The 14,561-nt window shown below is 58.9% G+C and carries 11 protein-coding genes and 1 pseudogene; 7 read left to right on the forward strand and 5 right to left on the reverse strand.

What is annotated here, in order from left to right; translation table 11 throughout:
• Positions 1-323 precede the first annotated feature (323 nt).
• The 4 genes from H156_RS0112740 (at position 324) to H156_RS0112755 (ending at position 4,965) form a co-directional block, all read left to right on the forward strand.
• The gene (locus tag H156_RS0112740) at positions 324-1,022 is read left to right on the forward strand and encodes a glycosyltransferase family protein (RefSeq protein ID WP_010960788.1); all 699 of its coding nucleotides are present in this window, start codon (positions 324-326) and stop codon (positions 1,020-1,022) included.
• A gap of 124 nt (positions 1,023-1,146) precedes the next feature.
• The gene (locus tag H156_RS16180) at positions 1,147-2,799 is read left to right on the forward strand and encodes a tetratricopeptide repeat protein (protein ID WP_050998205.1); all 1,653 of its coding nucleotides are present in this window, start codon (positions 1,147-1,149) and stop codon (positions 2,797-2,799) included.
• A 17-nt stretch (positions 2,800-2,816) separates the two neighbouring features.
• Positions 2,817-4,451, forward strand: a complete 1,635-nt coding sequence (locus H156_RS0112750; protein ID WP_081504051.1) for a tetratricopeptide repeat protein — start codon at positions 2,817-2,819, stop codon at positions 4,449-4,451.
• A gap of 97 nt (positions 4,452-4,548) precedes the next feature.
• The gene (locus tag H156_RS0112755) at positions 4,549-4,965 is read left to right on the forward strand and encodes a pilin (RefSeq protein WP_017365666.1); all 417 of its coding nucleotides are present in this window, start codon (positions 4,549-4,551) and stop codon (positions 4,963-4,965) included.
• On the opposite strand, the gene H156_RS0112760 is transcribed toward H156_RS0112755, so the two are convergent.
• Positions 4,954-7,053, reverse strand: a complete 2,100-nt coding sequence (locus H156_RS0112760) for an O-linked N-acetylglucosamine transferase, SPINDLY family protein (RefSeq protein ID WP_017365665.1) — start codon at positions 7,051-7,053, stop codon at positions 4,954-4,956. The two genes, H156_RS0112755 and H156_RS0112760, sit on opposite strands and share 12 nt — an antisense overlap.
• 15 nt (positions 7,054-7,068) lie before the next feature.
• The gene (locus tag H156_RS16785; RefSeq protein ID WP_211221994.1) at positions 7,069-8,115 is read right to left on the reverse strand and encodes a glycosyltransferase family 2 protein; all 1,047 of its coding nucleotides are present in this window, start codon (positions 8,113-8,115) and stop codon (positions 7,069-7,071) included.
• Between the two features lie 612 nt (positions 8,116-8,727).
• Between H156_RS16785 and tnpA the strand changes: the two are divergent.
• A pseudogene (gene tnpA, locus H156_RS16185) lies at positions 8,728-8,996 on the forward strand (IS200/IS605 family transposase); the annotation flags it as partial.
• 268 nt (positions 8,997-9,264) lie between these two features.
• On the opposite strand, the gene H156_RS0112780 reads toward tnpA, so the two are convergent.
• Genes H156_RS0112780 through soxC form a run of 3 tightly spaced genes read right to left on the reverse strand, consistent with a single transcriptional unit; the run spans position 9,265 to position 12,761 of the window.
• The gene (locus H156_RS0112780) at positions 9,265-10,959 is read right to left on the reverse strand and encodes an MFS transporter (protein ID WP_017365662.1); all 1,695 of its coding nucleotides are present in this window, start codon (positions 10,957-10,959) and stop codon (positions 9,265-9,267) included.
• A 19-nt stretch (positions 10,960-10,978) separates the two neighbouring features.
• Positions 10,979-11,515, reverse strand: a complete 537-nt coding sequence (locus H156_RS0112785) for a c-type cytochrome (RefSeq protein ID WP_026045987.1) — start codon at positions 11,513-11,515, stop codon at positions 10,979-10,981.
• Entirely contained in the window at positions 11,502-12,761 is a 1,260-nt protein-coding gene (gene soxC / locus H156_RS0112790) for a sulfite dehydrogenase (RefSeq protein ID WP_010960780.1), read from the reverse strand. The genes H156_RS0112785 and soxC overlap by 14 nt, the downstream gene beginning before the upstream one ends.
• 178 nt (positions 12,762-12,939) lie before the next feature.
• On the opposite strand from soxC, the gene H156_RS0112795 reads away from it, so the two are divergent.
• A complete protein-coding gene (locus tag H156_RS0112795; RefSeq protein ID WP_036246491.1) occupies positions 12,940-13,842 on the forward strand; it encodes a hypothetical protein in 903 nt (300 codons plus the stop codon).
• Positions 13,839-14,552 (forward strand): rhomboid family intramembrane serine protease, encoded by a 714-nt coding sequence (locus H156_RS0112800; protein ID WP_017365659.1) that lies wholly within the window; start codon positions 13,839-13,841, stop codon positions 14,550-14,552. The genes H156_RS0112795 and H156_RS0112800 overlap by 4 nt, the downstream gene beginning before the upstream one ends.
• The last annotated feature ends 9 nt before the right edge of the window (positions 14,553-14,561 follow it).

Raw genomic sequence — 14,561 nt, forward strand, 5'->3', positions numbered from 1 at the left:
GTCTATAAAGTGGTGTCAACACATTGAAATATATGATGCGGTTTGCTTGGGTCACTATGGCGGCGGGGACCGCCGCTAGCCAGGGCACGAGGGAGGGTGCGGGTGTCGCCATCACCGGCTTCCGGATTCCGGCATTCCCCGTCGGAACGGCAGGTTGTCCTCGATTGAACGGCCTCCACCCTCCGACTGATGAGGCTAGGGGAGCAGATACAGGGTATCGGTCTCTCGACTCTCCTGGCAATGCCGTGCGTCGGGCTGAGTGGAAGCAAAATCATCGGCTTCGGCCCCTTTGGTAAGGAAAGACGGAATTCTGAAAAAAGCCCATGCAAAAAATATCCCCCATTCGAATATTCATCGGTTACGATCCGCGCGAAGCGCTGGCTTTCAGTGTGCTGGCCCACAGCATCCACGTTCGGGCGTCCCGGCCGGTCTCCATCACGCCTTTGATGCTGAGCCAGCTCGGCCAGGTCTACCGGCGGGAGCGCAATCCGCTCCAGTCGACGGATTTTTCTTTCAGCCGATTCTTGGTCCCGTATCTGTCGGGATTTTCCGGCTGGTCCGTTTTCCTGGACTGCGACATGCTCGTCCTCGACGACATCGCAAAACTCTGGGACCTGCGGGATGAGCGTTATGCGGTACAGGTGGTCAAACATGACCACGTTCCAGCCGAAGAAATCAAATTCCTGGACGCGGCACAAACCCGCTACGAGAAGAAGAACTGGTCCAGCGTCATGCTTTTCGACAACGCAAAATGCAAAGCCTTGACGCCGGATTACGTGAATACCGCATCCGGCCTCGAACTACATCAGTTCAAGTGGCTGGATGACGAGGCCTTGATCGGTGAAATACCTCATCGCTGGAATCATCTGGTGGGATACGACACCCCCTCACCCGAAGTATCACTCGCGCATTACACCATCGGCGGACCCTATTTCGAGGAATACCGCGACTGCGAGTATTCCGAAGAGTGGCGTGCCGAACTCGCCGGCATGTTACGGGTCGACCAGAGACAGGCCCGCTGACGGCTGGCTCTCGGTCCGGCGCGGGACTCCACCAATGTTGCTGCGGCTACTCAAAAACCTCTGCTCTCCGGGCAGAGCGGGCATTTTGCGGGAAACGGAGGCCGACGAAGCCCCCCCGTCCGGAATGGTTCGTCGCAGTTCCGATGATGCGGAATCCGTCGCCTCCGGTGAGGCGGGGATCGATCAGCTTCATCAGCAGATCGAGCAAGCCTTGACGGCGGGCGATCTGGCCCTTGCCGAAAGATGTGGCCGGAAAGCTCTGGAACTGCAGCCTGATGCGGCCCTGACCCGTCTCCATCTCGCCAGGATCAGGCTCGCTCAAAGGCGTCTGGCGGAAGCCTCGGAATGTCTGGAGCGGGCCGAACACTCGCCCGGCCTCGACGCGAAAACCCTCAACCGCATCGGGATCGTCTGGCTGGACCTGGACGACTGCGCACGAGCGGAGACATGTTTCCGTTCGGTCCTGGCCAGGGACGACGCCCATGCCTACGCCTGGTGCAATCTGGGGATCGCCTTGCAACGCAAAGGCGACCTCGGGGACGCTTTGACATGTTTTCGGCGCGCTTTGGAACTGAAGCCGGATTTCGCCGAGGCCATGCATAATTGCGGGCTGCTGCTGAGAGACCTGGGCAGGCCCGCGGAAGCGCTGGAGATACTCGAACGGGCTTTGTCGCTGAAGCCGGGGTTTGCGTTGGCCCAGACCAATATCGGTGTCGTGCTGCAGGACTTCGGCAAGTTCGACGATGCGATCGCAGCCTTCGATCAGGCACTGGAGATGGAGCCGCAGTGCGGCGACATCCATCTGACCAAAGCCCACCTGCTGCTTTCGGTCGGGCGTTTCCGTGAAGGCTGGGAGGAACAGGAATACAGGCGTCTGGCTCCGGAGTTTCCACGCGATCGTTTCCCGTTCCCCGAATGGAAAGGGGAGGACCTTGCCGGAAAAAACCTGCTGGTCTGCGCCGAACAGGGAATCGGCGATGAAATCATGTTGGCCGGCTGCTTTCCGGATCTGTTTGCAAGAGGCGGCCGCTGCGTGATCGAATGCGATCCCCGACTCGAAACTCTGTATCGGCGTTCTTTTCCACAGGCCGAATTTGCCGGTAAAAGGTTCAAAAATCCGGACACCTGGCTGGAAGCATTCCACCCCATCGACCTGCAAATACCCCTGGGCAGCCTTCCCCGGTTTTTCCGCAATGAAGTTTGCGAGTTTCCCTTCCATTCCGGCTATCTGACGGCCGATCCACGGCGTGTCGGACGCTGGAAAGAACGACTCGCCGCACTGGGGCCGGGGTTGAAAATCGGCTTGTCATGGCGAGGCGGGACCAGCAGAACCAATGCGTATTTACGGTCGATACCCCTGGAAATCTGGTTGCCGATATTACGGCTGAGGGAGGCGCATTTCGTAAGCCTTCAGTATACCGATTGCCGGTCCGAACTGGATTCACTCCACTCACGCCATGGCATTCGGATTCATTCCTGGCGCCAGATCGGAAGCGATTTCGAGGAAACGGCCGCTTTGGTCGCCAGCCTGGATCTGGTCGTCAGCGTCTGTACGGCGGTCGTCCATCTGGCCGGCGCCCTGGGAGTACCGGTGTGGGTTCTGGTACCGAGTTCGCCGGGCTGGCGGTACGGGCGCGAGGGATCACGCATGCCCTGGTACCCGGCAGCCCGCTTGTTCCGGCAGGTGAAGCCACTTTATTGGGAACCGGTCATGGCCGAAGTAGGTAATGAACTCGCATGTATGACGACCGTATCATCACCCCGTGAATTTATCTGACATAGGGTAGCTCGACGATGGTATCCGTATTGGACGAGGTTCAGAGTGAGGCGGAAATATGTTTTCAGCACGGGATGGCGGAACTGGCCGCAAACGATATTGATTCCGCGCTGAGATGGCTTGAACGAGCCATAGACCACGATCCTGAATACTCCTCCGCATATGCCGCGTTGGGTGACATCTATCAACGCACAAATGATCCGGTCGAGGCGGATTACTGTTTACGGATGGCCTTACGCTGCTCCCCGGATTCCTCTGAAATTCTGCATAAGCTGGCCAGAAATTGCGTCACTCTCGGAAATAGATCAGAAGCCCTCGCTCTCCTCAGGGAAGCCAAGGATCGTCATTCCGGATCGGTGGACTTTTTGGCCCAGCTTGCATTGATCTATGACGATTTGGATGAAACCGATCTGGCGATTTGCACCTGGGAGGAAGTGATTGCGCTGAATCCCCTGGATGCTTCGGCGCATAACAATTTGGGGCTGCAGTGGCATTATGGAAAAGGCGATGTCGACAAAGCATTGGACTGCTTCATGCGGGCACTGCAGTTGAATCCCTGTCTGACCGAGGCGCGCTTCAATCTTTATCAGGCCAAGGCCGATGCGGGCAAGGTCGATGAAGCCCTCGCGGGTTTCGAATCCATGCTGGCAGAACCGTTTCGTGAAGAAGTCAGGTTTCACCGTTCCATCGTGCTCCTGAAGAACCGGCGCTTCGGCGAGGGATGGCGGGAGTATCACCTCCGCTGGCGTTACCGTGGCACGCAGAGCCGCTCTTTCCCGTTTCCGAACTGGGACGGCCAGCCGTGTACCGGAAAAACCTTACTGGTTTACGGCGAGCAAGGGTTGGGGGATGAAATCATGTTTGCATCCTGCCTCAGGGATTTGCAGGAGAAAACCGGAGCGAAAATAGTTCTGGAATGTAACGTCCGTTTGGAAAGCCTGTTTCGGCGTTCGTTTCCGGAAGTAACGGTCATCGGCGGGTCGAAAGCACAAACCGGTGTCGATGGTCTCGTCAATGGGGCGACCATCGATTTCCAGATGGCGATAGGGGATCTTCCCGGTATGTTTCGCGCCGAGGAGGCCGCTTTTCCCAATCATCGGGGTTATCTCGTGGCCGATCCGAAGCGCGTGACATTTTGGAAAGAACGACTCGCCGCACTGGGGCCGGGGTTGAAAATCGGCATCTCCTGGCGCGGGGGCCAGGGGAAAACCCGGCGGGAGGCACGTTCGATTCCACTCCAGGAGTGGCATCCGATCCTGGCGGCCGAGGGTAGGTATTTCGTGAGCCTGCAATACACCGACTGTCGTCAGGAATTGCAGGCTTTGGAGGAGCACCATGGAATCGTTATCCATCATTGGCAGGAAGCCATCGACGACTATGATGAAACCGCTGCTTTGGTCATGGCGCTGGACAAAGTCATCACGGTGTGCACGTCGATCGTTCATTTGACCGGAGCCTTGGGACGTCCAGCCTGGGTACTGGTTCCCCGGGTGCCGGAATGGCGGTATCTCGCCTCGGGAGAGACCATGCCGTGGTACCCCTCGGTGCGGCTGTTCCGTCAGCCCCGCGCGGGCGACTGGGCACCCGTGCTGCGTGATATCGCATGGAAACTGGGTACCGTCGCCCGTCGAGTGGATCATGACCACGGATGAACGCTCCGCCCTTCCGGCAACGCGAAGTCTCTGCTATGTTTATGCAAGTGGTGCAAGCCACTAATCCCGCAGGTGGTGATTAAAACAAGGAGATGATATGAAAGCGCTACAGAAAGGTTTTACACTGATCGAGCTGATGATCGTCGTGGCGATCATCGGTGTCCTGGCAGCGGTCGCTCTGCCGGCCTATCAGGACTATACGGTCCGGGCGAAAGTGTCGGAATTGATTCTTGCCGGCAGCAAATTCAGGACGGATATCACCGAAAAGTGCCAGCTGGCCGGCTCATGTACCGGCTCAGGAACGAGCATGACGGTTGCGATTGGGGGCAAGATAGCGACAGGCAGCGACGTTGGCGACAACGGAACGATCGTGATACAGGGAAGTACTGCCACTGACAGCGTGGGCGCAGCCGTGAGCATCACCTTGACCCCCAGTTGGAATAGTACGCTGGGATCGGCGGTCTGGTCGTGCACCGGCGCTCCGGCTAGATATGTTCCTGGTTCATGTCGCTGATATTTGGCGACGGCTTGGATAAGCGTCCATCGGGGCGCTTATCCCAATCCTCGCGGAACTTTGTTTTTTCTCGGTACACCAGTGACTCCAAAAGAAGCGATACGCTTTCTCCAGTTCCCTTGTAAACCGGCAATGGTCGATCAATTGGGATTGGAGAAAACGGGACCGGAGTTCCGATCTCAATTGCTCGATTTCTGACGAATCACGGCTGAGTTCGAGCGCAATGGATACATAGTCGGTTTTATTGCTGGCGATAAGGTGCGGCAATCCTAGATTCATCAACATACTGAGCGTCTGACGACCCGCCAGCCGTTGCTGTTCCAATGTGATCACCGGCACCCCCATCCACAATGCGTCGAAACTGGTGAAACCGCCGCAAAAGGGAAAGGGGTCGAGTGCAATGTCGATTTCGTGATAGGTCTGTGCGAACTTTTCCAGAGAAGTCGCGGGCCGAAGTTCCAGCCGCGCCGGGTCTAAGCCTCGTTCGACACAAAGAGCGCGAAACCTCTCGAGATTGAGCCTGTCGCACAGCGCGACCGTCTGAATGAGCAAGCGGCTGGTCGGCGACGCCGCCAGAATTTGTGCCCAGAGGTCGAGTACCTCGGTGTTGATCTTAGCCAAATTGTTCAGACAACCGAAGGTGATGTAACCGTTCCGCTTCGCAGGTAATTGCCCCACCTCCGGCATGTCGGGATAAGGGTGGTAATAAAGACGAGTATGCGGCATACGGTACAGCCTTTCGGAGAAATACTGCTTTTGATCAGGAGGGGATGAATACGGATCGGTGATGAACCAATCCATCGTGGCCAGCCCCGTGGTATCGAAATAGCCGAGCCAGCTCACCTGGACTGGCGCTGGTTTACGGGCAAAAACCAAGGGCTGGGTATGGGAGGTATGCCCTGACAAGTCCACGAGAATATCGACACGGTCCTCACGGATGAACGCAGCCACTTCATCGTCAGAAGCACCATGAACATGGCGCCATTGATCCGAAAGTGCAGCAATCCTGCGGCTCATGTCGTCTTCCTTTTCCCCGATGTGATAACAAAAGACCGAGAACCGCTCCCGGTTCCGGTGCTCGAGTACGGGCAGGAAATTGTGGCCGACGACGTGCTGTCTGAGGTCGGGCGATAGATATCCTATCTTGAGGGGACGCTCCGGATCGCGCTCGTTCGGAAATTCCGGCTCGACCGGATAATGGGGTAAGGCCAGTTGTTTTTCCCAGTTTCGCACTTCAGCTTCGTGCATCGCAGCCGTCAAATTGGGTTCATAATTCAGGCCGGCGAGCAATGCCGAAAATGCATGGTATTTGTCTGGTGCCGACTTCACGCACAACCGATAGTGTGTTCGGGCTTCCTCTACGCGCCCGAGCTGAACCAAACAGCGAGCGAGATTATTGCGGATTCCGGCGTGTTCGGGGTTTGCTTCCAGCAACGCCTGGTGTTGCAGGATGGCCTCACTGAGCCGATTCCGGTGCTCCAGCGCCCGGGCCAGAATGACCCCCGCCGCATAGCGTTCATAGCCGTCCCTGAGTTTCGACTCGAGTACCGAGATTCCCCGGTCCACCATCGCTGAGTCTTTGAGCACGATCCCCGCACCAACGAGGGCAGAAGCGAAAGCGACGTCGGCCTCATGATCGGGATCAATTTCCAGCAGCCGTTCGAACGCGGCCACGGCTTCGGGATGACGTTTCGCTTCCACCAGAGCCAGCCCGAGGTTCATCCATGCCTCAATACGCTGCGGATCAAGCCGCGTGGCATCCTGCAGAGCCTGAATGCCGAGATCGATGGCACCGTCTGCAAGGTATGCGTTGCCCAGGTTAAAATAATAAAGGCTCTCATTGGGCGCGTATTCGAGTGCCTTGGAAATCAAGGCGACAGCCCGCGAGTTCTGTCCTTTTCGAAGAGCGACAACTCCGGCAAGATGCAATATATTTGCGTCGTTGGGCTTGCGCTCAAGCAGGGCCAGAACGGCTTGTTCCGCCTTATCTATCTGTCCTTTCTCTATTAATTCCTCGGCATGGCAAATACCTTTGGTTCCATGGATGGTCGCGGATGCAAATTCACGCAAGAGGCGCCAAAATATCATATCCGCCTCGATACCCTAATGCGGCGCTGCATCGGTGTTTGAATGCACATGATTCTCGGCGGCCGTTTTCAGGAATCGCAGGTCTTCATTGTCTGGATATAAATTAACATACCTGGAGCAAAGCCTCAGTACAGACGACCACTCACCCAGAGATGCATGGAACCTTACAAGTTTGACAAGCTGTTCAGCGCGTTCCGTATCGGTCAAACGGCACCATGGGGCGTCGAGATGTCCCAGAATGATATTGTTACTCGCCTGAAGCTTCAGATGATCAGGCGTATATCGCTCTATCATTCTCCATTTGGATTCAAGCTGACGTTTATCATTTCGAGAGTTTTGAGCAGCATGAACCCTGTATTCAAAGACAGGTTCATCGCAGAAGGCATGGTGCTTATCCGGGAGTGCAGACAAATAACGAAAAATCTTTACATTGAGGCTCCAGTCTTCGGCCAGCATCGTTTCGTCATAGCCGCCCACAGCTTCAAAAAGGCTGCGTCTGATCATGGAGGTATGGACGAAAATACAATTCTTATGTGTTATAAGATATAGGTAAACATCTTTGGCATCCTTTTGCAGAAGCTCGATCGCATGAGGCGTATGACACACGCCTTTTCTCGTGTTAGTGGAGTCGTCCAAACCATGTCCATTGCAATATAAAATATATAGGTCCCTATTACTTTTCAATATATCAACTTGCCTCTCTATTCTGCCAGGCAAAAACAGGTCATCCGAAGAAAAAGGGATGAATAGATCTCCGCTTGCCATCGAGGCCGCCCGGTTCAGGGTGAATGCAGGGCCGCGATTCACTTCGTTTTGATACACCCTCATAGGTATGGGCGAAATTTTCCTAAGCCCCTCTAAAATGGCAAAGGTGTCGTCGCCTGACGCGTCGTCGACGGCGACTATCTCGAAATTTGGGTAGTTCTGGTCCCAGATGCTTCTCACGGTTTCTTCCACATACAGCTCATGATTGTAAGCCGGTATAAGGACGCTTACCTTGCATTGGCTGGTCCCAAAATATTTTGATTTTTCATTAAAAATATTCTTTATTATTTTGACCAAAAACATATCGTTATCAATCAGGCTATCAAATAGCGGTCAGTGATTCGACATTGGGCATGGCAAGAGTGGATGCCCGGAAATCACCCCGTGAAGTCCGGGACGAAATGCGTCGGCAGGCGCTGAGGATGCAATCCTTTTGGAAGGACATTGCGCGGGCAGAGGCGATGAACACCGAATTTGTACGCCGGATTCAGTGAGCGTTTGATCGGCGACAGCGGTCCCGACAACCTGAAAGTGTCTCCTGCCAAACGCGTGACCGCAGGGTTGACCGGCCGTAGAGAGCGAATCGAAGTCTTCAGGTTGTCTGTTCATACGATTTTCCTTGTTCTGTAATCGTGATTTTATTTTTGGCAAGGGATTGTCCAACGGCAAAGGTTAGCCGCGGGCTGGGCTAATGCCCCCGGCCGTCTGCATACAGTGTTGTACCGCTTTTGGCTTTGCCAGACTTTTACATTTTGAGTATAGCCAGAATTTCATCCAAGGCTATAAGGTGGCTTTCTCGTGTGTAACTCATTGAGGCAAGCCCCCGGCTCTGCCGGGGAACTCACGGGGTTGGACCTTTGCAGCGGTCGTCGTGAACCTGAAATCTCGGCCAAGAGATAGAGGTCCACGATGAAAGACCAACAGAGTTGGTCTCACACCCGATGGGATTGTAAATATCACGTGGTATTCATTCCGGAGAGACGGAAGAAGCGGCTTTTTGGAGCACTGAAGCGGCATTTGGGCAAGCTGTTCCATGAGTTTGCCGGGCACGCGGATTCGAAGATCGTGGAGGGCCATCTGATGGCGGACCACGTGCATAGGAGCATCAGCATCAGTACGCGGTGTCGAACGTGGTGAGTTACATCGAGGGTAAGAGTGCGATTCAAATTGCCCGAAAATTATGAACCTCCGGCTTTGCCGGGGTTGATTCAACCAATCCCCGAATCCGTGTCCATGACCGGTGCCTTTGCGGAGCGCGGGTCTTCTTCATGGAGAGCGGGCCCGCGATCGGGAGATCCTCCTGAACGGCGTGAAACACCGTGACGAGCGGGCGGGTTCGGCCGAGGCCTTGCGAAGAAACGACGCCGCCCGATACGGCGGTTCCCGCGACACGGTCTCTTCATCCGGTTGCGCCTGGTGGGATGAGCAGGCTCTCCCAGAGTGGCTTCAGTTTCGCGCCTCCTGTCGCGCAAGCCGCGGCGCATGGCGCTGCACCAGGTAGATCGTGGTGAGTGGAAGAATCAGTCCGAGCAATGTGACGCTGATGTACAACTCGCCGAGCTGGCTGTAGTCGGCCGGGACTTTGATGGCGCCGGTGACACCGTCCGTTATTTGGCGGGTCACGGTGAATACCTGGTTCAGATATTTCGTGCCGAGCTGCGAGAGTGACAGCGCCAGGTTGGTGAAGGCAGCCATGACGGCAAAGTAGGTGGCCTTGAGCGCCGGGGGGGCCGAGCGGGCGATCCAGGTCAGCATCGGGATCATGGCGATCTGGCCGAGAGGCGATTCGAGTGCGGTGTCGATCAGGGCGATGGCACGGGCGTCGATCAGGCCGTGGGTGAGCGCCGAGGTCCAGTGATGAAAGCCGTAGAACATGGCGATGTTTGGCAGGTAGAGCAAGGCGCCGGCGACGGTGAGCGCGCCGAACACATAGATCACCGAGCGTTCGGCCATGAAGCGGCGGAAGACGAACATGCCGAGCAGCGCCAGCGCGCTAGCCAGTAGAGACAGCTTGGAAAGGAACTGTTGGTCGAAGCCGAGTTCGTCGATCATCCACCAGGTGGAGCCGGCGCCGCTGGTGGGAACGGCGCGGAACACGAAGATAACGGCGGCCGTGCCGAAGAGTTCGAGGCGGGCGTCGGGGGCGATGTCGCGGGTGAGCTGCCGCATCAGGAACAGCACTATGCCCATGGAGCCGGCGAAGACGATTTCGGCGCTGAATTTGAAATCGGCCAGTCCCATGACGACGGAGAACGCCAGGAAGGCGAGACTGCCGCCGAGTATCCACCAGTTCACCTCCGGCGTTTCGACATGCGCGCTCTGCATTTTTTCGATCGCGTCCAGTTCGAATCCCTGGGCGGCGAGGCGCCGGGCGTCACGATTGCGGACCATCGCGGACAGCCAGACACCGGCGACGGAAACGGCGGGGATGACGAGGGCCAGCCGATAGATTTCGAGGTAGATTCCTTTTTTCTGGTCGATGTCCATGTTTTCCACACCGCTGAACATGAACACGTTGACCGCGGCGACCAGCAGTGTGCCGCCGATGATGGCGACACGTCCCAAGGTCTGCATGGTGGTGTGGGCCAGTTTGAGTTGTTCGTCGGGAATGGCGTTGCCTTCCTCATCCACGCGGGGTACGGCTTCCACGGTCATGGCGTCGGCCACCGTGTCCTGGATGACATAGCCCATCGGCGCCAGCAGAACGGAGAGCACATACCAGCTTTCGGGCGACATGATTTCCCGCATCGCCGCCGGTTTGGCGAGCAAGCCGATCATGATGAGGAGACTCAGGGCGACGAGTCCCGCGCCGAAATAGATCAGCCGTCCCTTGTGGCGCCAGAGTAGATCGACCAGGTGCCCCATGGGCATCTTCATCGCCCAGGGCAGCATGGCCCAGAAGCCCAGCGAGGCGAGGAATTCGGCCGAAAGCCCCAGATATTCCTTGACGAAGAAAGTGCCGACGATGCCGGTCAGTCCCGAAATGCCGGCGGCCAGGTAGACCATGAGCGGGGGCAGGTAACTGAGGCGTATCTGGCGGCCGAGTTCGAGGATATTGGCATCCAGCCATTGCCGGATCGGACCGGCGTGTATGGAGATCGATTCGCGGTCGCGGGGGGACTGATCTTCGGGGAACTGCATGGTCGTTTCGATCGGAGTGTCAGCGGGGTTGCCGTTCGGGATAGGCCCAAACGAAGCCGGCGGCGTTCGGCATGCGTATTTTCGGTAACGTCGAGGCGTTGATCGGATCATGTTCGCCGATGATACCGTTGGCGTGGAGCAGGTAGGCGGTGAGGGCATAAGTCTCGTCGTCGCTCAGTGACCGCGGTGCGTCCAGCGGCATGGAACGGCGTATGAAGTCGAACACGGTGCTGGCATAGGGCCAGTAAGTGCCGATGGTCTTGTCGGGCTCGGCGCTGGTCAGGGGATTCCGGCCTCCGGCCAGCTCCTCGGCGCTGCCGCCTCTGCCGTTCGGGCCGTGGCAGGCGGCGCATCTGGCTTCGTAAACGGCCTTGCCTTCGACCGCCGTGCCCTGGCCTGGCGGAAGGCCGGTGCCGTCGGGGAAGACGGTGATGTCCAAGGCGGAGATCGCGGCCGGCTCCAGGGGTTGGCCCAGGCGCGGGCCCTCGGGGGCGCTCAGTGCAGGAGTGCCGGCCAGCGCGATGAACAGAGCGAGGCTACCCTCACGCATAGACATGGCTGACGCTCCCATCGGCGGCGACGGCCCAGGATACGATCGCATTGTAGTGGAAGTAGCCGTGGCGCCCGCGCTCGGCGATCAGGGTCTGGCGTTCGGGCTGGACATAGCCGGTTTCGTCGGTGGCCCGGCTCTTGAGTACGGCAGGCGAGCCGTCCCAGCGCCAGGGCAGGCGGAAGCGGGTGAAGCACTTGGGCAGCACGGGCGGGTCGAGCGCCGCGTCCTGCCAGGTCTTGCCGCCATCGGCCGAAACTTCCACCCGTCGGATCGCGCCCCGGCCGCTCCAGGCCAGCCCGGAGATCGGGTGCAAGCCGGGGCCGGGCAAGGACTGGCCGGCGGAGGGACGAGTGATGAGCGACTTGGCCTCCATGACGAAACTGAACTGCCGGGCCTGGCCGGAGGGCAGCAGCTCGGTGTATTTCGCGGTTTCGTTACGGGCCATCGCGGGCTGCTCCGCAAGCTGCAGGCGGTGCAACCATTTGACGTTGGTGACGCCTTCCCAGCCGGGCAGGATGAGCCGCAGTGGATAACCGTTCTCCGGCCGCAGGCGCTCGCCGTTCTGGTACAGGGCGAGCAGGGCATCGTCCAGCGCCTTTTCCAGGGGAATGCTGACGTTCATCGCCGCGGCATCGGCGCCTTCCGCGATCAGCCATTTGGCGTTCGGTTGCAGGCCACATTCCTCCAACACGGTAGCCAGCGGTACGCCAGTCCATTCGCTGCAGGAAGCAAGGCCGTGGACGTTACCGGCCGGGGCTTGCATCGGCTCCAGGTGCCAGCCGGCATTGCCGTTGCCACCGCATTCGACGAAACACTGGCGCGAGGTCTGCGGGTAGCGCAGGAGGTCGTCGATGCCGAAACTCGAGGACTTGACAACCAGTCCGTGCACGACCAGGCGATGGACGGCGGGATCGATTTGCGGCACGCCGTTGTGGTGGCGCTCGAAGTGCAAGCCGCTGGGGGTGATGATGCCTTCCAGACGTTCCAGCGGTGTCCAGGAAATGCCGTTCCCCGGCGCATCGGGATTGGCCGCGACCCAGCGGATGACGGCGCGTTCGTGCGGCGAGGGCTGGCCGTAATTGGAAAGCGGGGCGCCGGGCCGCGTCATCCAAGGCGGCGGCGCCGCCCGGACGCCACCGGTCAGGGCGGCGCCGGTGACGGCCAGCCCCGCTTTCAGGAAGCGCCGGCGGTCCGGCCCCGAACTGGGGATTGCGGAAGGAAGGGTTTCCGGTTCGATGAAAGGCTTCATGTCGGGCTTTCGTTTCGTAGGGCCAGGGTGCGCGCGGTACTCCGCATCTCGTCGTCTACAGTCTTACAAAATTCCAGCTGCGGCGCCACGGCGTCGGATATCCCACTCGTGCCGGGGTTTTTATTGCCCGCCGGCTAAGTTAACTTAAGTCCATAACAACGAAACGGAGGTCTTGAATATGCGAGAGGTCATGCGGGACTTCGCCGGGCTGATCATGCGGGGGGAGGGGCTTGCCTTCCTCGTCGCGAGCCTGTTGGGCGCATTGTCCCTGTATTTTCTCCCCGCCGCGTCGTTCTGCGCGGCCGCGATCGGCCTGGTCGGTCTGCGCCAGGGCGCGGTGAAGGGAGTGGTTCTGGCTCTGGCGGTCGCCGTGCCGGTGACGGTCTGCGGCTATCTTTTCCCGCCGCGGCCGGGTCTGGAACTGCCCTTGCTCGTCCTGATCGGTCCTCTGGTGCTGGGTGCGGCAGCCCTGCTGCGTCGTGACGGACGGCAAGGTCCTCCGCTGCTGTTCATCGGCGCGGTGTGCATGGCCGGAGCCATCGCCATAGAGCTGATCTCCGGCGATTCCGCGGCGTTCTGGAAAGGCTGGCTGCAGCATGCCGTGAAGGGGGTCAAGGGTGCGACCGTCCAGGGCTTCGAGGAGAATGGCACACTGGTGCTGATGAATGGTCTCATCCCGCTCCTGGTCGGCGCCAGCGCGTTTCTGACGCTGCTCCTGGCCCGCTGGTGGCAATCGCTGCTCTATAACCCGGACCAGTTCGGACCGGAATTCCAGCGCCTCCGCCTGCCCCGCACCGCCCTGGCGGCGGTGGTGGCATTGCTGCTGCTCGTGCATTTCCTACGTCCTGCGCTCGAAATGCACATCCTGCTGGTGGGCATCATGATATATGCGTTCCAGGGGCTGGCGGTGGTCCACGGTGTGGTGACCCAGCGCGGCATCGGCTGGACGGGCTGGCTGCCGCCGTATCTCGCCCTGGTTTTCGTGCCCCAGTTCGGCGCCGTCGGGCTGGCGGTACTGGGCGCCGCCGATGCGCTGGCGAATTTCCGCCGCTTGCCCGCAGCGGAGAGCGGGGCGGCGTGATTCCCTACCGCGATACCATCCCCTGCCGCTATACGCCCTGGGTGACGTGGAGCCTGATGGTGTGCAATCTCGCGGTTCATGGTTACACGCAAACGCTGCCGCCCAGGGCGTTGCAGGCGCTGCTCACCCTGCACGGACTGGTGCCGGCGCGCTATGGATTCCCGGACTGGGCGGTGACGGCGGGCTTCCCGCCCGACGAATACAGCCCTTTCATCACGAGCATGTTCCTGCATGGGAGCTGGTTCCATCTGGTCGGCAACATGTGGCTGCTCTGGATCTTCGGCGATAACATCGAGGACCGCATGGGCGGGGTGCGGTTCCTGTTCTTCTATCTGTTGTGCGGCGTGGTGGCAGCGGGGCTCCAGGTCTATTTCAACCCACAGTCGACGGTCCCTGCCGTGGGGGCGTCCGGCGCCATCGCCGGCGTCATGGGGGCCTATTTCTTTCTGTATCCGTACGCCAGGCTGGTGGTCTGGGTATTCTTCCTGCCGCTGTTCGTCACCGTGCCGGCGATCGCTTTTCTCGGTGCCTGGGTCATCTTCCAGCTTTACAAGGCGACCACTGGTTTCGCCAGCCATGCGCCGTATTCGGACGTGGCGTGGTGGGGACACCTGGGCGGATTCATCATCGGGGTGCTCACGCACCGCCTGTTCCTGCTGCCGGAACGCGAACCGCCGGAAGAGACCGGCTTGCGCCGGGGGCGCGCGTGAGTCTTCCGG

It is taken from the genome of Methylococcus capsulatus str. Texas = ATCC 19069, from assembly GCF_000424685.1.
Taxonomy (GTDB): domain Bacteria; phylum Pseudomonadota; class Gammaproteobacteria; order Methylococcales; family Methylococcaceae; genus Methylococcus; species Methylococcus capsulatus.

Coding starts and splice junctions, on each gene's coding strand:
- H156_RS0112780 (WP_017365662.1), bottom strand. CDS start 10,959: ATGCAGTTCCCCGAAGATCAGTCCCCCCGCGACCGCGAATCGATCTCC.
- soxC (WP_010960780.1), bottom strand. CDS start 12,761: ATGAAGCCTTTCATCGAACCGGAAACCCTTCCTTCCGCAATCCCCAGT.
- H156_RS0112760 (WP_017365665.1), bottom strand. CDS start 7,053: ATGATATTTTGGCGCCTCTTGCGTGAATTTGCATCCGCGACCATCCAT.
- H156_RS0112785 (WP_026045987.1), bottom strand. CDS start 11,515: ATGTCTATGCGTGAGGGTAGCCTCGCTCTGTTCATCGCGCTGGCCGGC.
- H156_RS16180 (WP_050998205.1), top strand. CDS start 1,147: ATGGTTCGTCGCAGTTCCGATGATGCGGAATCCGTCGCCTCCGGTGAG.
- H156_RS0112755 (WP_017365666.1), top strand. CDS start 4,549: ATGAAAGCGCTACAGAAAGGTTTTACACTGATCGAGCTGATGATCGTC.
- H156_RS0112740 (WP_010960788.1), top strand. CDS start 324: ATGCAAAAAATATCCCCCATTCGAATATTCATCGGTTACGATCCGCGC.
- H156_RS0112795 (WP_036246491.1), top strand. CDS start 12,940: ATGCGAGAGGTCATGCGGGACTTCGCCGGGCTGATCATGCGGGGGGAG.
- H156_RS0112750 (WP_081504051.1), top strand. CDS start 2,817: ATGGTATCCGTATTGGACGAGGTTCAGAGTGAGGCGGAAATATGTTTT.